The following is a 21,287-nucleotide window of genomic DNA, read 5'->3' as shown; positions in this document are numbered from 1 at the left end:
CAGATAGCGGCGGCGATCCGCCGCGGGTAAAGGGGTGTGGCTGTTCCTTGCGGTCATCAAGACGCTTGCGATGCCCTTCCCTCTCGCCTTCTTCAACCGAGTACGAATGATGTCCAAGCTCCGCTCCCTGATCGTGTGGTCCGTGGTCTTCACGCAGGCCTGGTCGCCGGTGCTGGCGCAGACCCTGCCGATCTCGGTGGACAGGAGCGTGCCGGGCGCCAAGCCTTCCGTGGGCGTGAGCAACGGCGTGCCCGTCATCAACATCGCGCCGCCTTCGGCCGGCGGCGTCTCGAACAATCGCTACACGCAATTCAACGTCGGCCCGTCCGGCGCGGTGCTCAACAACAGCGGCGGCGCCAGCCAGACGCAACTGGCCGGCCAGGTGGCGGGCAATCCGATGCTGGGCAATCAGCGCGCGGGCACGATCCTCAACCAGGTCACCGCGCCGAATCCGTCGCAACTGCTCGGTACGCTGGAAGTGGCGGGCAATCGGGCCAACGTCATCGTCGCCAACCCGGCGGGCATCACCTGCAATGGCTGCGGGTTCCTGAATGCCGACCGGGCCACGCTGACCACTGGCAGACCTCGCGTCGGGCCGGACGGCGGCATCGGCTTTGACGTGGCGGCAGGCCGGCTTGGCATCGAGGGACAAGGCCTGAACGGCATGAACCTGAGCCAGGTGGACCTGATTGCGCGCACGCTGGAAATCAACGCGCAGGTCTGGGCGAACCGGTTGAACGTGACGGCAGGCGCGTCGCGGGTCGACTATGGCACGGGCGCTGTATCGGCGCAGGCAGGTGATGGCCCCGCACCCGGCGTAACGCTGGATACGGCCGCGCTGGGCGGCATGTATGCCAACAGCATTCGCCTGATTGGCACCGAAGCCGGTGTGGGGGTGAACATCGGCGGCAATCTGATGGCGCTGACGGGCGATTTGCAGGTCAATGCCGCCGGCGACGTTCGCATTGCGCCGCGCGCCACCGTGCAGGCAGCGGGTGATCTGCGCGTGGAGAGTGGCGGCGACCTGGCGGTGCAGGGCGTGGCGCAGGCGGCAGGCGCGGTTGCGCTCACCGCCGCACGTAATGTCGCGGTGCCGGGCGCGGTCGGCGCGGGCGCGGCGTTGGACATGGACGCGGGCGGCGACGCAACAGTGGGCGCACAAGGCAGCCTGCGTACACAGGGCGCCTTGCGTGTGGCCGCCCTCAGGGACCTTTCGCTATCGGGAAGCCTGCTGACGTCGGGCCAGGACGCGCGCGTGCAATCCGGCCGTAACCTGACGGTGGCCAGTCAAACCGCGCCGCCGCAACCCGCCCAGGGCGTAACCACCGATAGCGGTGCCGGTGCCGCAGCGCAGGCGGATGCGCAGTTGGGCAAGCCGTCCGACGCGCCGGCCGACTCGCGCGGCGGCGTATCCCTGGTGGCCGGCGTGGTGTCCGCAAAGGACGGTGTCACGCTGCAAGCGGGACGCGACCTGGTGCTGCCGCAACAGGTGTACGCGTCGGGGACGCTGCTGACCCAGACCGACGCGAACTTGACCCTGGAGGCCGGCACGCAATTGCAGTCGGCCGGCAACGTCACGCTGCGAGCCGGCCAGGATGCGGCCTTGGGCGGGGCCGTCCTGACCGACGCGGCGCTGAGCCTGACAAGCGGCAATAATCTGGCGCAGGGTTCGACGGGCAAGCTGCAAGGCAAGCAGGTGCAAGCCACTGCGGGCCGCGACCTCACATTGGGCGGCGCATTGGTGTCAGCGGCCGATGTCCAGGCGCGGGCGACACGCGATACACGCGTGGACGGAAAGGTCGGTGCCGGTGGATCGTTGGGTATGGACGCCGGACGCAACCTACGTATCGGCGCCACCGGGCAAGCAGACGCATCCGGCAAGGCGCGCCTGCTCGCTACAGGCGACCTATCACTGGCCGGCGCGACGCATGGTGCCATGGGCATGCACCTGGAGGCCGGCGGCCAGATGGACTTGGCCGGCACCGCTGCGTCCGCCAACGGGCCCCTGGATCTGATCGCCGGGCTAGGCATGAACCTGTCCGCCGACAGCCAGGCGCTGGCGGGCGGCGTATTGCAAGCACGCGCGGGCAGCACGCTGATGGCAACCGGCACGATGACATCGCTGGGCGACCTGGTACTGCAAGCGGCCAATCAGCGCCTTGCGGGCCAGCACTTCGCCGTCGGCAACCTGATCATTCAGACGCCCGGCGGCCTGACCACCTTGGCGGGATCGCGACAGCAGGCCAGTGGTTCTATCCTGGCGCGGGCGGATACCGCGGCGTTGGCGGGCACGTTGCTGGCGGGTCAAGCCGCGACCTTGCGAGCCGAAAAGGACCTGACCCTGGACGGCACGGTATTGGCGGACGCGGGCGCGCTCAACGCCAGCAGCGGCGGCGCCATGACGCTGGGTGGCGCGAGTGCGCTGCAGGCCGGCGGATCCTTGCAGGCGCAGGCCAGCGGCAAGCTGCTGGCGAACGGCACGATTTCCGGTCTGCGGGACATCACCCTGACAGCGGGCACGAATGCGGAGTTGAATGGCAAGACCGTCGCCAACGGTACCCTGCGCACCGAGGCCAACGATGATCTGACCGTCGGCGAGACGGGCCTGACCCAGGGCAACGCCAAGCTGCTGCTGGGCGCGGGCCAGGACCTGCGAATCGCCGGCATCGCAGGTACCACCCACGACGCCGGAACTGGCGCGAGCCTGGGTACGTTGCAAGCGCAGGCGGGCCGCGACCTGTTCATCACCGGCGCGGCGACCGCCGGCTCGCCCATTGTCCTGGGCGCGCGGCGCGACATCCGTGTCGACGGCATCGCGACGGCGCTGGCGGGCGCGCTTACGGCTGACGCGGGCGCAAACCTGGAAGTCGCGGCAACCGGCAGGATGCAGGCGTCGCAGGACCTGAACGCGAGTGCCGGCGCCCAGCTGGACGCTGATGGCGTCATTGCCGCCGGCGGCGGCCTGACGCTCACCGCAAAAGGGGACGTCCGCGTGGGCGGTCTGGCGGCTGCGCTGGGCGGGCGTGCAGCGGGCGATGCCTCTATCACGGCTGGGAGCGATGTCGTCGTCAAACAGGACGGGTCGTTGCAGGCCGCGGGTACGCTGACCGCCAACGCGCGGCGCTCCCTGTTCGTGGCGGGCGCCCTCAGTTCCGTGGGCGACATGCGGCTTGCCGCCATGCACGACGCGCACTTGAACGGGACCGCCGCCACCGACGCGACCCTGACGCTGACAGGCCGTGACGTGGCGGTGGGCACGACCGGGCTGGCGCAAGCCGGCCGCACGCTGAACGCCTCCGCGTCAGGGGCGTTGGAAGTGGCTGGCCGCATGCTGGCGGGCGGCTCGCAAGCGTTGACCGCGGGCGATACGCTCAGCATCGAAGGCACGGCCGCCGCCTTGCAGGGTGATCTCTCGCTGACCGCGCAGCGCGGCGACATCGCGCTGCGCGCCGCCTCGCGGCAGCAGGCGGGCGGTGGCATGACGGCCCACGCCGGCGCTGCGCTCACCGCGCTGGGCTCGGCTGCCGCGCAACACCGCATGACGCTGCGCGCGGGCACCGATGCGACGCTGGGCGGCATTGCCGCGACGCAAACGGGCGACCTCGCCCTCAGTGCCGTCGGCAAACTCACCACCATGGCGGACAGCCGCTTGCAGTCCGGCGCTGCCCTGGACCTGAGCGCGGGCGGTGGGCTGGGCAACGCCGGTATCGCTTCGGCAGCCGGGCGCGCCAGCCTGAAGGCCGGAACCACGCTGGACAACACGGGTTCGGTGCTGGCTGGCGGCGATCTGATAGCCACCGCCACCGGACAACTCGCGAACGCTGGCCAGTTCGTGGCCGGCGTGGACGCCGACGGCGCGCTCAACCTGCCCGGCAGCCTTACGCTGAAGGCGGGCGTCATCGTCCACCCGGGCGCGAGCCTGGCCGGCAAGGCGCTGAGCGTGTCGGCGGACGGTCTGGACCTGGCGGGCGGCAAGCTGTCCGCCGTCGCCAAGGTCGTGCTGTCCACGCCCGGCGACGTGGACAGCCGCAACGCGGTCGTCCAGGGGAACGCCCTGGATGTCACCGCCGCCAATCTGCGCAACCAGGGTGGCGATCTGGCCGCAACGCGCGATGCCGCGATCAAGCTGGACGGAAATCTCGACAACACCGGCGGGCGGATTACTGCCGAGGGCGATGCGCGCCTCGAGGCCGCCGCCATCGTCAACCGCCACGGCACGCTGGCGGGGCGCGATTTGAGCATCACCGCGACCGCCGCCCCTACCCCCACGGACGCGGTGGACAACCGCGAAGGTCTGATCCTGGCCGACAACGCGCTGACGCTACGCGCGGCCAGCCTGGACAACAGCGGCACCTTGACCGCCGCCGGCGATCCACCCAGGGGCGTGCTGGCCAAGGTGGTCGACATTCTGGCGGACCGCGTTGGCAACCAGGCGGGTTCCATGCAGGCGCGCGCGGACCTGACGCTGACCACCCCGGACCTGGACAACACCGGCGGCGAAATCGCCTCCCAGGGCAATGCGCGAATCCTGGCCGACCGGCTGGACAATGCCGGCGGCAAGCTGTTGGCGGACAAGCGCCTGACGGTCGTCACGCAGGTCCTGCAAGGGTTGGGGACGTTGCAGTCGGCGGGCGACCTGTCCTTCCAATACGCCGGCTCCCTGAACCAGGAAGGCGATATCGCCAGCGGCCGCGACCTGGCGTTGTCCGTGAGTGGCGACATGGACAACCGCGCCAGGGTCAGCGCTGCCCGCGATCTGAGCATCACGGCGGATGCGTTGAACAACCAGGCGTCGGGCGAACTGTTGGCCGGCGGCGCCAATGCCATCACGGTCGCGCGCGGCCTGACCAACGCCGGTCTCATCGACGGCGGCGCGACCCGCATCACCGCGGATCGCGTGGAAAACACCGGCCGTATCTATGGCGACACGCTGTCCATCCAGGCGGGCGCGCTGGCCAATGGCGCGGGCGCGGGCGGCGGCGCCGTCATCGCCTCGCGTGGAAACATGAATCTTGGGGTGGGGGCGCTCACCAATCGCGACCACGCGCTGATTTACTCGGGCGCCGACCTGCATATCGGCGGCGCGCTGGATGCGCAAGGCGCGGCCATCGATCAGGCTGCCTCGATCTTGAATGCTTCGGCCACCATCGAGGCGGCCGGCGATGCGAGCATCGCCGCGGACCAGCTCCAGAACCAGAACACCCAATACACCAGCGGCATCGTGAAGGTGGCCGACCAGAAAAAGGTCTATGCCAAGCCGTGGAATTCCAGCGTCATGTACGACATGGCGGACAACTGGGTCTGCGACTCGGTCACGAAGCTGTGCGGTCAGGACCCCAGGAGCTTCATGGACGACGATGCCGAGCGCATGCTGCTGGTGCCGTCGGACAAATATCCGGCCTCGCGCTACGGACCGCAGTTCGACTACACGCCCGGCATCGGCAACAAGCAGGGGCATATCCCGGTCACGCCGGCCTGGGTTCCCCAATTGGACCGGTGCGCCCTGGGAGGGAGCGGCTCGAGCTGCTCCGCGTCCACCCCGTTCTGGGGCGGCGGCATATTCGTGCGCCTGCCGCCGTCCTACGACTACGGCGTCGATGCGAAGATCTGGCAGGTTTTCGGCGTGACGCCGCCGGCAGGCCCGGCGCCGCAGTGGACGCCGCGCCATTGCGGACGCGATGGCCGATGCATCGCCGACGAAAACGCCCGCCGAGAGGCCTACAAGCAGGCGTTCGCCGCTTACCAGGCGCCCTTCCTCGAACTGAATACCCGCATCAACGCGTTCAATGCGGACTTTCAACGTCGATTGGTCGATGACTTTACGTACTACTACCTGGATGAAACAGTCACTGAAACGCAGACGCTGAGCTCCGATCCCGGCAAGATCCTGACCGGCGGCGCCATGACGCTGGCCGGCACCGTCATCAATGACAAGAGCCAGATTGCGGCGGGCGGTGCGTTGTCCGTGCAAGGTCAGGCGATCCAGAACATAGGGGCCGGCGGCGTTCGCATCACGACGCGCGTGGGAACGCAAACCCACACTTATCCGGGCAGAAAGAACCACCGCAAGGAAGATCGATCCTCGTACCGGCGCACCGCGAGCGAAGAACCCATCGAGGTGCCGGTGGGCACCGCAGGCGGCAACACGGCGGTATCACTGAGCGGCAAGACGCCTGGGGCCAGCGGCATCCCCGCACCCGGCCCCGTGCAGGTGGCCAGTGTGGACCTGCCCGGTGGCAACACGGTGCGTGTCGTTGCCAATCCCGCGAGTATTCCCGACAGCCAGTTCTTTGTCGTCAACGGCAAGCCGGACGCGCCGTACATCGTGGCTACCGACCCGCGTTTCGTTGGCCAGCGTCCTTCCGTGTCCAGCGATTACCTGCTGCACTTGCTGCGCCAGCCCGGCGCGGCGTCGGACGCCACTATTGGCGCTGCGACGCCAGACATAGGGCCGTCCGACGCGCGCCCGCCGGATCGGGATGCCCTGTTTCCCCCAAGCGCCGGATTCTTGACGCCCACGGGCCAGCCCAGGCGCCTGGGTGACGGCTTCTACGAGCAGAAACTTGTGTCCGACCAGATCCTGGCTTCCTCCGGCCAGCGCTTTCTGGAGAACTACAGCGATTACGACGCGCAGTACAAGGCGTTGATGGCCGAAGGTGCCCGATTCGCCCAACGCAACGGCTTGAAGGTCGGGGTCGCGCTGAGCGAGGCGCAGCAGCGCCTGCTGACCACCGATCTCGTCTGGCTGGAGCAAGAGACCGTCACGCTGGCCGACGGCAGCACCGAGAGCGTGCTGGTGCCGCGCGTCTATCTGCTGGTGCGGCCGGACGATCTGAAAGGCGACGGCACGTTGATGACCGGGCGCAACGTCGAACTCGCGGCCCAAGGCGATATCGACAACAGCGGCACCCTCGGCGCGCGCGAAGCGCTCGTGATGAGCGCGGCCAATATCCTCAACCAGGCAGGCGGGCGTATCCAGGGCAGCCAGATCAATCTGGCCGCGCGCGAGGACCTGGCCAACCAGGTATCCAGGATCGTGGGCAAGACGGTTGCGTTGCAGGCCGGACGCGACATACGCCTGACCTCGACCGTGGCGACGGAGAACCATGGCGCGACCTGGGGTTCGTACCTGACGGGCGTCTCGCGTATTGACGCGGGCAATCTGGACATGTGGGCCGGGCGCGATCTTGCCTTGACGGCGGCGCAGCTTGCCATCCAGGACGACGCGCGCCTGCAGGCCGGACGCGACCTGTCGCTGACTGCCCTCACCCAAAGCCATGGCGAAACCAATGTGCGGGACGCGCGCAATCGCTACGAGTTTCGTGCCAGTGAGCAAGCCGGCACGACAATCGCCGTGGGCGGCAACCTGGCGCTGGTTGCCGGTCAGGACGTCAATGCGCGCGCGGCGGACGTGACCGCGGGCAAGCAATTGGCCGTCGATGCGGGCCGCGATATCCACATCACGGCAGGAGAGCGGACGCTGTACGCGTATGCCGAAAGCTACAACAAGGAACGTGGCTTTCTGCGGTCCAAGACCACCCACAAGATACAGTCGGTGGACCAGATACTGGCGCAGGCCGCTACCTTTACTGGCGACACCGCGGTGTTGGTGGCTGGCCGCGATGCGAACGTCATCGGCTCGAATGTCGTTGGCGACCGTGATGTGCACATTGCCTTGGGTAGGGACTTGCAGGTTCTGGCCAAGAGCGAAACCTATAACGACTACCAATACGAAAAGGTCAAGCGGTCGGGCTTTGGTGGCGGCGGCGGATTCAGCATCGGCTACAGCACGCAACAGCGCACCGATTGGATGCGCGGCGCCAGTGGTGGCTATTCGGCCAGCACGGTGGGTAGTGCCGGCGGCAACCTCGGCGTCGATGTGGGACGCAATGTCGATGTCATGGCCAGCAACCTGCTGGCCCAGGATGGCCACATCTCCGTGGCCGGCAGCAACGTCGCGATCCTCGCCGGTGTCGGCGATGCGCGCCAACACGAATACCACGAGTTCAAGCAGTCCGGCCTGACCATCGGCGTAGCTGGCGGCATGCTGGGCGCGGCCCAGCAGATCCAGGGAACCTTGCAGCAAGCCCGCGAGGCCAAGGATGGCCGCCTGGCCGCCGTCAAGGTCGGGCAGGCGGCCTATCAGGCCGTGCAGGCCAATCGGATGATGGACGCGGCAAAGACCGACGGCGCATCGGCGGCGCAGAAGGAAGCCGCCAGCGCCCAGATCCAGATAAGCCTGGGCGCCAGCAAATCCGTCAGTGAAACCAGGCGCACCCAGGACACCGCCTTTGCCTCATCCGTCATGGCCGGGGGCGATCTTTCCCTCATGGCCGCAGGTGAAAGAGACGCCGCCGGCACGGGCAACGTGTCCATCATCGGCAGCGATCTGGTCGGTAGGAACGTGTTGCTGGCGGCTACCAATGACTTGATGCTGCAAAGCCAGGCTGAGACCTCCACCGAAGTTTCCACCAGCAAGAACAGCGGCTGGAAGGTCGGTGTCGGCATCGGCGTGTCCGATAGCGGTAGCGGCGGCGGCATCAACGTCTTTGCCAGCGGCTACGCGGGCAGTGGCAAGGCCCGCGGCAATGGCACGACCCATCGCGAGACGCAGGTCAGCGCGCGAGACAACCTCGCGCTGATTTCCGGCCGGGACACCTTGCTGGAGGGCGCCCAGGCGCGCGCCGACCGCATCCGTGCCGATATCGGCCGCAACCTGACACTGGCGAGCCAGCAGGATTCGGATCGCTACGACGCCAAGCAGAAGCAGGTCAACGCCGGGGGGAGCTTCAGCTTTGGTTCGATGACAGGCAGTGCCTATCTGGGCGCGAGTGTCGGCAAGACCAAGTCCAACTACGACAGCGTCGTCGAGCAGACAGGGCTGTATGCGGGCGCGGGCGGTTACGACATCCACGTGGGCAAGCACACGCAATTGGATGGCGCGGTCATCGCCAGCGACGCCGAGGCGACGAAAAACGGATTGTCCACCGAGACACTGGGATTCAGCGACCTCCACAACAAGGCGCAATACAAGTCGACCACGGTGGGTATCAACCTGGGCATGTCGGGCGCATTCGACAAACCGAACAAAGGCGCCGCGCTGGGCGCCGGGCCATCGGGCCTGAGCTTCGCCAGCACCAGCGGCAGCGAATCAGGCACAACCCGCGCGGCGGTGTCGGCTGGCACGCTGGCGGTGCGTTCGGACGCGGGGATGGGGCGGGATAGCACGGCCGGGCTGAGCCGGGATACGGCCGGGGCGAACGGCAGTATTGGGAAGATCTTCGATAAGGACAAGGTCCGCGAGCAACTGGAGTTCCAGCAGGCGTTTGGGCAGTTGGGGATGCAGATTGCGGGGGATGTTGCCGATAGGCTCACGGCGGACGATCAACAACTCTGGGGCGAGGGCAAGCCTGGGCGCATGGCCCTGCATGCGACCATCGCCGGGATTGGCGCGGCGTTGGGCGGTGGCGATGTGGCTGGCGCCATCTCGGGCACGCTAGCCGGTGACGCGGCCTCTAACCTCCTGCGCGATCAGGTCAATCAGGCGGTTGCTGGTTTGCCGGCGGATACGCGCGATCAGGTGTCCAAGGTCATTCTGAACGTCGTGGCGAGCGCGGCGGGGGGAGCGACCGGTGGCATGAGCGGCGCCTCGGGCGCGTCGCTGGCCGATATGTACAACCGGCAACTGCATCCTGACGAAGCTTCGTTGATCCGAACAAGCGCAAAGCGCTACGCCGAGAAGAATGGGATATCCGTTTCCCAGGCCGAGGCAGAACTCACCGCGCAGGCGTTGCGGCAGACCGATTCCTGGGCCGCTGAACACTATGACGAGAATCAGAAGGCCCGTGCGTTCCTGGCGGAAATCGCGTCGGGGACCCAGGGACCGGGTTTTGTCTATTTCGATGGCAACGCGGACGCCTCGTATGGGCATGCGCTGATATTTGCCGGAGGTATCAAGGAAGACGCTGATCTGGCCGATCTCTACGATCGCGCAGGGGCCTGGCGGCAAGCTGGGAAGCGCGGTCCGCGCAATGTACTGACGGGCTCGAACCTCGCGTTGATTGAAGCGGCGCAAGACGCCGACAGCTTTTCGACTCATCCCGATGACGTTGCCAAGCTGATCCGGACTTTGCAGGACGAGCGTGAGATCGCGCAACGCGCGGAAAAGTACCCGTTGGTCGGGGTGTTCGATAGCACGCTGGCGACGATCGATCTCATCCAGCGTGGCGGTGAATATGACTTACGGTCACTGCCGATAGAGAACCGGATCGGCATTGGCCTGGCATTGAATGCCGGCCTGGAAGGGACGCTCTCGATTGGCCAACTGCGCGGCATCGTGGCGAAGGGCAAGGCGTCGATAGCGTCAACGATCAGCCTCAAAGCGACGGGAAATCCGCTGGTCGATGCAGAAACGGCCGCACTCGATCGCATTGCACGGAACCCCAAAGGGCCTGATCTTGAAAACAAGGCTCCCAATAGCGTTGTCAACGCACAAGCGCTTATTGATTTGAAAGCAGGAAAGCTGCCTGGTACGCCCGGAAAGGACCCCGGTTCGCCAAGAAGTATGCCAGCCAGTGCCAACCCCAACGCTACCGCAGAGAATTTTGCGGAGCAGATATTTGACGGGGCCAGGATCGACAAGTTGTTATTGGACAACTGCCCTGGTTGCTGGGTGGCCAAGACCGCAGATGGCACATCGGTTACTTATCGTCCTGCGGGTCAGGCTAGCGCAAGAACATCCTCAACCACTGCGACGGTAGAGGTCAATAACGATGCCATTAAGGCACTGAATGCAGATAAAAAAGGCGTAGGTAATATTCTAAAACTTAAATTTCCCGTGAAAGGTGAGGTAGCACCATGAGCAATATTTCTCCCAAGCATGCAGCAATTATCCAATCTGATTTCTATCGATTGACGTTAGATGACTATTCGCCCAGCGGACTTTTTGGCACTTCTCCTGGTGCATGGCAGTACGCCGTTGACATTATATATAGATGCTTGAAAGTTGGTTATTGGAATCTCTGGAATGAGGGGTGGATGAAAGCACGCCAATTGCGGAATTACGAAGATTTTTGCAGCAAACTGGCCCAATTCAATCCACATAAGCTTTCGAACGAAGGGATGATGTATTGGCTAGCACCTCTAATTTACTCCTCCGATTTGGGCGAGCAATTGGTTAAAAAATATGATTTGGCTACGTTAGAAAGCTATGAGGCAGGGAAAGAATATTCTGTCTGCAAACCATTTATTGATGAAATCGAGAAAACTTTTGCTGAAAACAATATTCCGTGGGGGAAGAGGCTTTTTCCGGTGCGGGAATAATGGGCGAGAAGGATTTTTGCCTTGGAGAGCGCAATATTAAGGAAAGATTTTTTGGAGAGTGGTCCTGATGCATTTAGTAGGAGAGGACTTAACTGTTTTTTGCATGTTGGCTATTTCTATACTATCTCTGGGCCTCACATGGTTTTTATTTGGAAGAAAAGAAATAAAAGGATGGTTTGGGGAATTCATGTATTGGTTCAAGTCTTCCCTGGTAAGTGGGTTGCTCGTGTTCATATGGATGTGCATACGTTGGCCTTGGGCGAACAAATGGCCACTGGCATTATTTTCTCTTGGGGTTGCGGGGGTTATTACCTTAGTTAGATCAAATGCCATTCTTCTATTTTTTTGGTAGCGGCCCCGGTTGCTGTCATTTGGCGGGGGTGATGGGGGTATGAATTTTTTTGATGTGCTCATCCGCAAGGGGGGGCTCAAACGCTGGCTACGAGGGTCGTTATTGTGCGTTGGCGCTATCTTGGTCTGGTTTGGGTTGACATTTGATATTTTTGTTTTCACGTTGATCGGAATGGTTGTGGAATCGGTTGGCATGTACGCAGCAAAAGCGGCCATGACCCACGCTAAGCCCGCGGAAAAAGGGGAAACCATTGAAAAACAATAAATCGCGATGATTTATTTCTACGTTCTCGGGTGGGCGCGACTGACGACAGGACGAAGTCAAACCCGACCGCATCATCGGGTAAACCGAACTACTTGTGGGGTCCGGAGGGGCGTCTCAAGTTTCCGCTTGGCGGCCCGGACATGCCGCTTTGGGAGGCCAGTGATGATGAGGCGTGCAGAGTTCATTCGTTGTTTGTTGTCGGTGGTGTTCGACCGTGCACAAACGGCGTACCAAGATGTTCTTGGCGAGTGGCAGCCAGAAGATCCGCCTGTCACGGAGCTGTTTGCCGCGCTTGGCTATCAAATTGCCGACTTCGTTGTGCTGAGACGGATGCCAATTTTCGAACGTTTTCATTGACTGAGAAAGCGATGGAGAGCGGCGACCAAGAGTTACTAACAGCCGTCGCGACAGGACTTGTTGAAGTTCTAGTAACTCGAGCTGCTCAGGTTGAAGGCTTATGGACGCATTCAGCCTTCTTTCCTGATGAAGGGGATAGTGTTCTCAGATCTGCTGAAAGACTAAAAGAGCGTTATTCAAGGAAGCTCTAGATTGAGGTGAATCGACGTTCAGAGAGAAGTCCGAATAGACCAAAAGATCCAGCGACGTGAAGATTAGCTTGCCGCCCCACCGTTCCACAGTCAGCGTGCCTTCGGCGGAATCCATGATGGTGAAGCCGAGCACGGACTCATAGAAGCGGCGGGTCGCGAGGAAGGTCGGCGCTGCGCAACAGGACGGATAGAGGCATGGGGCTGCGTTATCCAGCGATGGATCGCACCACGCGCGCCGGGTTGCCCGCCACCAGGCTATCGGGCGGCACGTCCCGGGTGACGACAGCCCCCGCCGCGACCACCGAGTTCTCGCCAATGGTGACGCCGCCGATGACGATGGCGCCGGCGGCGATCCAGACGTTCTTCTCGATGACGATGGGCCGGGCGATGACGCCATCGCGCCGTTCCGACGGCGCGAGCGGATGGCTGGAGGTGATGAGGCTGACGTTCGGGCCGATCATGACGTCATCGCCGATCGACAGTCCGCCCAGGTCGTAGAAGGTGCAGTTCTGGTTGATGAAGACATTGCGCCCCACGCGGATCTCGGAGCCGCCGGTGGTGTAGAACGGCGGAATCAGCATGAAGCCGGCGTCGACGGGCTGGCCGGTCAGTTCGCTGAACAGCGCGCGGACGGCGTCGGCGTCGTCGAAGGTCAGGCGGTTCAGGCGGGCCGTGAGCGCCATGGCGCGCTTGACGTTGGCGGTCATGGCGGCGGATTCGGGCGTCTTGCGGTGAATCCTCAGGGTGCGGTCGTCGTGGGCCATGAAAGGCAATCCGTCGTCAGGGTCAATCTTCCAGGAAGCCCAGCGCGCGCAATTCGTTGATCGCGCCCAGCTCTTCGTCGCGCCGCTTCTTCGGCGCGCCCATCGATGCGGTCAGCAGCATGGCCGGCGCATCCGATTCATCGAAGCCGCGCAACACGCTGTCGGCGACGGGAAACGCCTTCGCGAAGCTGGCATCCAAGAATTGTTGGCCTCGATAGCGGCCGCGCTTGTCCAGGATCACCTGCGTTTGAGGATCGCGCTTGATCAGATGCAGCGGCACGGCCTCGCAGCGCAGTCCCAGCAGTTTGGCTTCGCTGATATCCAGCGCCCAGTCGGTCTCGGCGTAGAACGCGGCGCGGGCGGTCTCGAATTGTCGCAGGCGTTCCGCGTCCGTGCAGAACGCTTCGGGCGTCAGGTTCAAGTTGATCTTGCCGATCTTGCCCTTCAGCGTGACCCGGCGAAAGAACGAGGCCCACACCAGCAGTATGGGGTTGGTGGACAGGTCCTCGACCACCACGTCCTCGAACAGGCACGGCTTGATCTCGGAATTCACGACGCGGCAATTCGACAAGCGCACGTTCTGCACGCGCGACATGCGTTGCGGGTGCTTGACCATCGACAGGCCGCAGTTGTCGAAGACGCAGTCGCGCAGGTGCAGGTCGTGGAAATGCGTGTTGCCCTTGTCCAGGGCCATCCGGAATTCCTGGCCTTCGATCTTTTGCATGGATGGTGCGCGTCAGTTGCGGCTGGCGGTGGCCAGGCGCAGCGCCAGCGCCAGGAACACGGACCCCAGCGCGTATTGCGGCCAGCGCGACACGCGTTGGCGGCCGGCCCAGCGCCGGCTGAGCTGGTGCGCGGCGAGGATGACGGCGCCGTTGATGAACAGGCCGATGACGTTGAGGATGGTCGCCAGCACCAGGATCTGCACGGCGACGGAGCCGTCCTGCGGCCGGATGAACTGCGGGAACAGCGCCAGCACGAACAGCGCCATCTTGGGGTTGAGCAGGTTGGTCAGCAGGCCCTGCATGAAAACCTCGCGCACCGGCGAGCGGGTCCTGCCGGCGTCGGGCATGTGTTGCACCGGCCGCGAGCGGAACGTGCGCACGGCCAAGTACAGCAGGTAGAGGGCGCCGGCGAAGCGCACCACGTCGTAGGCCATGGGCACCGCCACGAACAGTTGCGACAGGCCGAAGGCCGCCAGCAATGCGTGGCAATAGGTGCCGGCCTGGATGCCGGCCAGCGAGGCGAAGCCGGCGGCGCGGCCCTGGGCGGCGCTGCGCGAGGCGATCAGCAGCATGTCGGGGCCGGGGGTCATGGCCAGGGCGACGCAGGCGCCGCTGAAAAGGACGAGGGTGGCGGGGTCAAGCATGGTCGGGGTCCGGAGAGGGTCAGGTCAGCAGCGCCAGGGCGTCGCCCAGCGACAGCACCGTGGTGCGCGATTCGAAGGCGGTGGCGAACAGGTGTTCGTGCACGATCGGGTCGGGATCGTAGCAGCAGTCCTTGACGGTCAAGAGGCGGTAGTCGGCGTCGCTGGCGTGGGCGATGGACGACAGCATGACGCCGGTGGACGCGACGCCCGCCATGATGAGGGTGTCGATGCCGCGCGCCGACAGCCGTGGTTGCAGGTCGGTGCCGAAGAAGACGCTGGCGCGGTGGGCGAGGATGATGGGTTCGTCGTCGCGCCGGCCGAGCTCGGGCGAGACCTGATCGTGCACGAAGCGGCCCAGCTGTCGGATGCCCTGCCCGTTCTTGTTGCGCGGGCTGACTTCCGGATAGCCCGGGCTGAAATGGATCTTGGCGAAGTAGACGGCGACGCCGGCCTGCCGGGCGGCGTCGCACAGCCGCCGCGTGTTGGCGAGCAGCGTGGGGGCGACCGACGGGAACAGGTCCATGATGTCGGTCTGGTAGTGCATGACCAGCATGGCGCTGCGCGCCGCGGTGATGGCCAGGGGCTGGGAGGTCATGTTCCGCTCCGGAAAGGGGACTGCATGACCCGCCAGTGTAGCCGTTGGCGCGGGCCGGTTTGCCGCCGGCGATCGCCACTGCCAGGCCTGTTTGCCATCGGCTCCGCCGCTGCCGGACGGGCGCGCGGCGGCGCCCTACTTCTCGGCGTACTTCTTGCTGGCCGTGTCGTAGACGTAGGTGGCCATGTCGGCGGCGCCGACCTGGCGCGTCTTGCCCGGGCCCGAGATCTCGGTGCCGCTGGGCGTGACGGTCAGGCGCGGCATGTCGCTGCCGCTCTGGGCGACGAAGGCCAGCTTGCCGGTCTTGGACACGCACGGCATGACGTCGCCGTCGGCGCAGGCGGCGCTGTTGTCGTCGCCCGTGATGATGCTGCCGACGTAGCTCCAGACGTTTTCCTTGATTTCATCGCGCGGGCCGATGTTGAAGACGAACAGCGCGTAGCCCTCGAAGCTGGTGCCGTTGTCGAAGCCCTGCGTGGGCACCGCCAGTACCAGCTTGCCGGCGGGCGTGCGGTATTCGACCGGCTTGCGGCGGGTGTCGATGGCCTCGGGCCGTTCGTAGGCGCCGAACATGCCGATGGTGTGCTCCATGCCGCGGAATTTCCAGGGGCGTTCGGCGGTGGAGCCGGTCAGGGTGAAGGTGGACTCGGCCAGGTTGACCTGGGTTTCCGGGCCGACCTCGTCCTCGCCGGGCTTGCCGTATTTCTCGCGGGTGTCCCAGGCGAAGCCGGTGAAGTACTGCGTGCCGCCCAGCTCGAAGGCGTGGCCGAACCAGTAGGTGGCGACGCTGCCGTTGGCGACTTCGTACGAGTCGGCGCCCTTGCCGTCGATCTGGTAGATGTAATAAAGCACGGTGGCCGCGTCGGGCGGCGTCACGGTGGTGGCGGCGCCCTGGGCGGCGTCCAGGCGCGGCGCGGTGGCGGCGGGCTCGGCTGCTAGGGTAGCCGGGCTGAACGCGGCGGCCAGGGCGGACACCAGGAGCGTGGCCAGGGTCGTGCGCAGCGATTGGCCGCGGGAGGGGGACGTGGAGCGGGCTTTCTGCATGGATGTCATCGGTTGGACAATCTTGTGGTGGGCTTTCGGTAAAAGAGCCACGTGTTCGTCTGTCTCGGGAGGGAACCGTTGTCGCCCAGGCGCTGGCCTGGCATCGTCCGCGGTCCCGCTGGCGGCATGTCGCCTCTTGCGGCGCCATCTTAGTGGGCGCGCCCGGCGCGCGCCGGACAGCAATTTGCCAATTGTGTCGAACTGCAATCGCCGGTTGGGTATGGTTTCCCTACCTGTCCGTCTGGTCCGCGACCACCCGCGCCACCGCCTGCAGCGACCGCCGCAGTGCGTCCAGGTCCACCGAGCCGAGCGCCAGCCGGATCGCGTGCGGCACGTGCGAGACGGCAAAGGGATGGGCGGTGGAGACCGAGATGCGTTCGCGCATCAGCGCCATTGCGATGGCGTCGGCCCGCACTTCCGACGCCAGAGGCAACCAGGTGAAGTACGACGAAGGATGGGCGACCGGATGCAGCGGGCCGAGGATCTCCGTGGCGATGCGTTGGCGTTGCGTGGCGTCGCGGCGTTTCTCGGTCTCCAGCCGCAGGACGGTGCCGTCCTCGATCCAGCCCTGGACGATCGCGGTCAAGGTGGCGGGCGTGTTCCAGGTGGTGGCGCGGATGGCGCGTTCGAGCTTGGGAATCCAGGCGGGCGGCGCGCTGATCGAGCCGATGCGCAGGCCGGTGGCTACGCTCTTGGACAGGCTCGATACGTATAGCGTGGCGTCGGGCGCCAAGGCCGCCAGCGGCGGCGGCGCGCCATCGGCCAGGAAGGCGTAGGCGCCGTCCTCGATCAGCATCAGGTCATGGCGGCGCGCCAGGTCGATCAGCGCCTGGCGCCAGGCCAGATCGGCGACCCAGCCCAGCGGGTTGTGCAACGTCGGCATGGTGTAGGCCGCGCGCACGCGGCGGCGCCGGCACAGGTCGGCCAGCGCGTCCAGGTCCATGCCGTTCGCGGTGGCGGGCACGGGCGCCAGCTCCAGTCGCGAGAACTCCGCCGCCAGCCTGAAGCCGGGATAGGTCAGCGCGTCCACGGCGACCACGTCGCCGGGCTCGAACAGCGCCATGGCGGCGACGGTCAGGCCATGCTGCGCGCCGCTGACCAGCAGGGTCGAGGCGGCCGTGGCGGTGACGCCGCGATGGGCCAGGTGCGCGGCCGCGGCGGCGCGCTCGGGGTCGCTGCCGCCATGCGGCCGGTAGCGCAGCAAGGCGTCGGCGTCGCCTTTTGCGGCCAGCCGCCGCAAGGCGGTGCGGTACAGCTCGGCCTGGCCCGGCAGGGTTGGTGAATTGAAGGTCAGTTCGGTGGTGTCGTCGTTCCAGGCGCGCAGGTCGATGCCGTGGCCGCGCGGCAAGGCTTCCTTGACGAAGGTGCCGCGGCCGGACTCGCCGCTGACCAGGCCCATGGCCTGCAACTCGGCGTAGACGCGCGTGGCGGTCATCAGCGCCAGCCCTTCGCGCGCGGCCAGTTCGCGGTGCGTCGGCAGGCGCGTGCCGGGCCGCAGCCGGCCTTCGCGGATGTCGGCCGCCAGTTGGTCCACCAGCTGTTTGTAGCGGGGCGTGGGCATGGCGCAAGCGTATCCAGGACGATTATTTTGATGCGCTGATTATCCGGCCTAGGATGGCGTCACACAACGCCGCGAGCTGGCGTTTTTTCAATGTCCGTTCTTGCTGCTCCAGGCCATGGATCTGAATTTCTACGTTGTTGCGATGTCGCTGCTTGCCGTTGGCGTGATCGGTTTCATGAAGGGGGCCTTCGGCGGCGGGTTCGCCATCATCGGCATTCCGCTGATGGCGCTGGTGATGGACCCGATCACCGCCGGCAGCGTGCTGGCGCCGGTGTTCGTGGCGATGGACCTGTTTGCGTTGCGTTACTGGAAGCCGCGCACTTGGTCGCGGCCGGACCTGGCGTGGCTGGTGCCGGGCCTGCTGGTGGGCGTGGCCGCCGGTTATGTGGTGCTGCGGCGGGTGGACCGCCATTTCGTCGAGGTGCTGATGGCCGTGACGACGCTGCTGTTCGCCTGGCTGTGGTGGCGCGGCGGCGCGTCGGTGACGGTGAAGCCGCGTTCGAGCGGCAAGGCGCTGCTGGCGGGCGGCGCCTCCGGCATCACGACGATGGTGGCGCATTCGGGCGGGCCGCCGCTGGCCATGTACCTGCTGCCGCTGGGGCTGTCCAAGGAGGTCTACGGCGGCACCACCAGCCTGTTCTTCACCCTCGGCAATCTGCTGAAGGCGGGGCCGTGGCTGGCGGTGGCGGATCTCTCGCGCGGCTACTGGAGCCTGGTGGCGATGAGCCTGCCGGCGGCGTTCGTCGGGGTCTGGGCGGGATGGCGGCTGCACCACCGCCTGAACCAGGCGCAGATGTACCGGCTGTGCTACGGGCTGCTGGTGGTGACGGCGGTGAAGCTGTTGTGGGACGGGCTGGCGGGGTACGCCGGGGCGGGTTGAGCTGCCCCGGCGCGCGCCGGGCGAGGTCGCGCCGGCGGCGCTTGTCGCCTTTGGCGCCCTCCCCGCCTCAGTACGTCGCCTTCAGGTTCAACATCACGCTGCGCGGTTCGCCGTAGTAGTTCGAGCCATACGCCGCCCACACGCGCTGGTAGTAGACCTTGTCGAACAGGTTGTTCACCGTCAGGGTCGCTTCCAGGTGCTTGTTGAAGCGGTAGCCGGCCTGCGCCGATACAGTGGTGTACGGGCGCTGTTCGAACTTCACCGGACCGTTCAGGCGGTACATGCTGCTGACGCTGCGCAGGCCCGCGCCCAGCGACAGCCCTTCCAGAGTACCGGTGGCGAAGCTGTACTTGGTCCACAGGTTGAAGGTGTGGCGCGGCGTGATGAAGACGTATTGCTGCGCCTTCTGGTCTTCCGTGCCCTTCAGGGTCTTGGTGGTGGTGTAGGCGTAGCCCGCGGTGATGTCCCAGCCGGGCGCGGGGCTGCCGCTGATCTCGGCCTCGAAGCCCTGGTTGCGCATCTTGCCCGCCGCCATCGAGAACAACGGGTTGTCGGGATCCGTCATGGCGCGGTTCTGGTCTTCCATGCGGAACAGCGCGACGTGGCCATTCAGGCGCTTATCCAGGAATTCGCCCTTCAGGCCGATCTCGACCTGCTTGCCGGTGCGCGGGTCGAGCAACTGGCCATTGGCGTCGGTGGTGGTCTGCGGCGTGAAGATGCTGGTGTAGCTGGCGTAGGCCGACAACTGCTCGTTCAGGTCCACCACCAGACCCAGGTACGGCGTGAACTTGCCGTTGATGTTGCTCTTGGTGTTGGTGAACTGGTTGAAGTAGGCGTTGCGGTTCTGCGTGCGGTTTTCCCACCAGGTCAGGCGGCTGCCGGCGATGAAGGTGGCGGCGTCGGTGATGCGCAGGTTGGCGCGCGCGTACAGGCCGTACTGGTCGGTCTTGCTGTCGTTGCCGTTGGTGTATTCGTAGTCCGGCTTGGGGACGTTGTTGTCGGGGTGGAACAGGTTGATGTCGGCGTTGTCGCCGCCGCCGTAGCGGAAGTTCTTGTGGATGTTGCGGTAGTCGGCGCCGACGGTCAGCTCGTGTTCGCGGCCGAAGGCCTGGAACGGCGTGGCGACGAAGGCGTCCAGGCCGTAGGTCTTCCAGTGGCTGCGGTATTTCCAGGTGACCAGGCAGGTATCGCCCGTGACCGGGTCGACGGCGCAGTCCGACCAGCCGAACTGGCGGCTGGGCTCGTCCTGTTCGCGGTATACGCCGCTGACCTTGATGCGGCCGCCGTTGGACAGGCGGTGGTCGACGTCGGCGAAGTACTCGGTGATCTCTTCGGTGATGTGGTTCCAGCTGGGATCCAGGTTGGTGGAGCGGCGCACGTCCAGCAGGCGCCCGTCGGTGTAGCCAGGCAGGCCGAAGAAGGGACGGCCCTTGTATTGCTGGTAGGTGGCGCCGGCGGTCAGCGTGGTGTCGGGCGTGAGGTCGAAGCTCAGGGTGCCGTAGAACAGCGGCTTGCGGGTGTAGACGCCGTCGACGAACGAGCCGCGGTCGTCATAGGAGGCCACGATGCGGCCGCGCAGGCGGCCGTCGCTGTCGAGCGGGCCGGTCAGGTCGGCCTCGGTGTAGTAGCGGTCCCACGAGCCGGTCATGACCTGGCCGCTGAAACCGAATTCCTTTTGCGCGCGCTTGCGCACCAGGTTGACGGTGCCGCCGGGATCGCCCGCGCCCTGGTACAGGCCGGACGGGCCGCGCAGCACCTCGATGCGGTCGTAGATGGCCAGGCCGAAGCCGGCGGTCAGGTCGTTGCCGGTGCTGGCCGGCGTGTTCACGCCATCGACCTGGATGGTGTCGAGCGCGTAGCCGCGCGAGTAGAAGTTGCCGTGGTTGCCGCCGATGCTGCCGGCTTCCACGGTGATGCCGGTGACGGTGCGCATGGCGTCGTCCAGGTTCACCAGGTTCTGGTCATCGAGCAGCTGGCGCGTCACCACCGAGACCGATTGTGGAATCTGGCGCAGGCTTTGCGCGTTCTTGCCGAGCGTGACGGCAGCGGGGGTGTAGGAACCAGTGCCTTCGGTGGTGGCGAGGTCGCGGCCGGTGACCGTGACAGGCGCGAGCGTGGTGGCGTCGCTGGCGGACGCGCCGGCGGGCGAGCGCACCATGAAGCCGCTGCCGCTGGGCACGGCCACCAGGCCGCTGCGCGCCAGCAGGCGGTCGAGCGCGGCCTGGGCGGTCATGGTGCCCGACACGGCCGGCGCCTGCTTGCCCGCGACCGTGTCGGGGCTGAACAGTACCTGCACCTGCGCCTGGCGGCCCAGCGCCACCAGCGCGTCGGCCAGTTGGCCGGCGGGCAGGTCGAAGGCCTGAGTGGCGGCGCGGCCCTGCGCATGCGCCACGGACGGCGCCAGGGCCTGAGCCGCCAGCGCGGCGCTCATCGACAGCGCGCACAGCAGCGCGTAACGGCCGGCACTGTGCCGGCGACGGAAATGGCGTTGCGCCATGGTCTTTCCCCAGTGTGGAAGTGGATCTACACGGGGGAAGACGCGCCAGCTGCCATAACCCGTACCTGCGGAATGAAAATATTTTCGCTTG

General features: G+C 65.7%; 13 protein-coding genes. 5 read left to right on the top strand and 8 right to left on the bottom strand.

Annotation, left to right across the window (positions count from 1 at the left end):
• The first annotated feature begins 106 nt into the window (after window positions 1–106).
• The 4 genes from AC1HFW_RS20545 to AC1HFW_RS20530 all read left to right on the top strand — a co-directional run bounded on the left by AC1HFW_RS20545 (window position 107) and on the right by AC1HFW_RS20530 (window position 12,295).
• Complete coding sequence (locus tag AC1HFW_RS20545; RefSeq protein ID WP_479285092.1) at window positions 107–10,861, top strand: two-partner secretion domain-containing protein; 10,755 nt, start codon at window positions 107–109, stop codon at window positions 10,859–10,861.
• The gene (locus tag AC1HFW_RS20540; RefSeq protein ID WP_479285091.1) at window positions 10,858–11,322 is read left to right on the top strand and encodes a hypothetical protein; all 465 of its coding nucleotides are present in this window, start codon (window positions 10,858–10,860) and stop codon (window positions 11,320–11,322) included. Before AC1HFW_RS20545 ends, AC1HFW_RS20540 begins: the two co-directional genes overlap by 4 nt.
• A gap of 391 nt (window positions 11,323–11,713) precedes the next feature.
• A complete protein-coding gene (locus AC1HFW_RS20535) occupies window positions 11,714–11,938 on the top strand; it encodes a hypothetical protein (RefSeq protein WP_479285090.1) in 225 nt (74 codons plus the stop codon).
• 162 nt (window positions 11,939–12,100) lie between these two features.
• Window positions 12,101–12,295: a hypothetical protein gene (locus tag AC1HFW_RS20530; protein ID WP_479285089.1), complete on the top strand. Its 195-nt coding sequence runs from the start codon at window positions 12,101–12,103 to the stop codon at window positions 12,293–12,295.
• 144 nt (window positions 12,296–12,439) lie between these two features.
• Here the strand turns inward: AC1HFW_RS20530 and AC1HFW_RS20525 are convergent, their stop codons facing one another.
• The 7 genes from AC1HFW_RS20525 to AC1HFW_RS20495 form a co-directional block, all read right to left on the bottom strand.
• Window positions 12,440–12,619 carry a hypothetical protein gene (locus AC1HFW_RS20525; RefSeq protein ID WP_479285088.1) on the bottom strand — a complete coding sequence of 60 codons (180 nt, stop codon included), beginning with the start codon at window positions 12,617–12,619 and terminating at the stop codon, window positions 12,440–12,442.
• A 73-nt stretch (window positions 12,620–12,692) separates the two neighbouring features.
• Window positions 12,693–13,250 (bottom strand): sugar O-acetyltransferase, encoded by a 558-nt coding sequence (locus AC1HFW_RS20520; RefSeq protein WP_479285087.1) that lies wholly within the window; start codon window positions 13,248–13,250, stop codon window positions 12,693–12,695.
• 22 nt (window positions 13,251–13,272) lie between these two features.
• Window positions 13,273–13,974 (bottom strand): hypothetical protein, encoded by a 702-nt coding sequence (locus tag AC1HFW_RS20515; protein ID WP_479285086.1) that lies wholly within the window; start codon window positions 13,972–13,974, stop codon window positions 13,273–13,275.
• A 12-nt stretch (window positions 13,975–13,986) separates the two neighbouring features.
• Window positions 13,987–14,619 carry a LysE family translocator gene (locus AC1HFW_RS20510; protein WP_479285085.1) on the bottom strand — a complete coding sequence of 211 codons (633 nt, stop codon included), beginning with the start codon at window positions 14,617–14,619 and terminating at the stop codon, window positions 13,987–13,989.
• 19 nt (window positions 14,620–14,638) lie between these two features.
• Entirely contained in the window at window positions 14,639–15,214 is a 576-nt protein-coding gene (locus AC1HFW_RS20505; RefSeq protein ID WP_479285084.1) for a cysteine hydrolase family protein, read from the bottom strand.
• Between the two features lie 135 nt (window positions 15,215–15,349).
• The gene (locus AC1HFW_RS20500; protein WP_479285083.1) at window positions 15,350–16,258 is read right to left on the bottom strand and encodes a hypothetical protein; all 909 of its coding nucleotides are present in this window, start codon (window positions 16,256–16,258) and stop codon (window positions 15,350–15,352) included.
• 229 nt (window positions 16,259–16,487) lie between these two features.
• Window positions 16,488–17,819 carry an aminotransferase-like domain-containing protein gene (locus tag AC1HFW_RS20495; protein ID WP_479285082.1) on the bottom strand — a complete coding sequence of 444 codons (1,332 nt, stop codon included), beginning with the start codon at window positions 17,817–17,819 and terminating at the stop codon, window positions 16,488–16,490.
• A 115-nt stretch (window positions 17,820–17,934) separates the two neighbouring features.
• Between AC1HFW_RS20495 and AC1HFW_RS20490 the strand changes: the two genes are divergently transcribed.
• The gene (locus AC1HFW_RS20490) at window positions 17,935–18,699 is read left to right on the top strand and encodes a sulfite exporter TauE/SafE family protein (RefSeq protein ID WP_061074444.1); all 765 of its coding nucleotides are present in this window, start codon (window positions 17,935–17,937) and stop codon (window positions 18,697–18,699) included.
• A gap of 67 nt (window positions 18,700–18,766) precedes the next feature.
• Here AC1HFW_RS20490 and AC1HFW_RS20485 read toward each other — a convergent pair whose 3' ends face one another.
• Window positions 18,767–21,196: a TonB-dependent siderophore receptor gene (locus AC1HFW_RS20485; protein WP_225856518.1), complete on the bottom strand. Its 2,430-nt coding sequence runs from the start codon at window positions 21,194–21,196 to the stop codon at window positions 18,767–18,769.
• Window positions 21,197–21,287 lie beyond the last annotated feature (91 nt).

The sequence above is a fragment of the Achromobacter sp. ISS7 genome (assembly GCF_056523125.1).
Note: the sequence above shows the minus strand (reverse complement) of the source record. Positions and strands in the feature narration are given on the sequence as shown.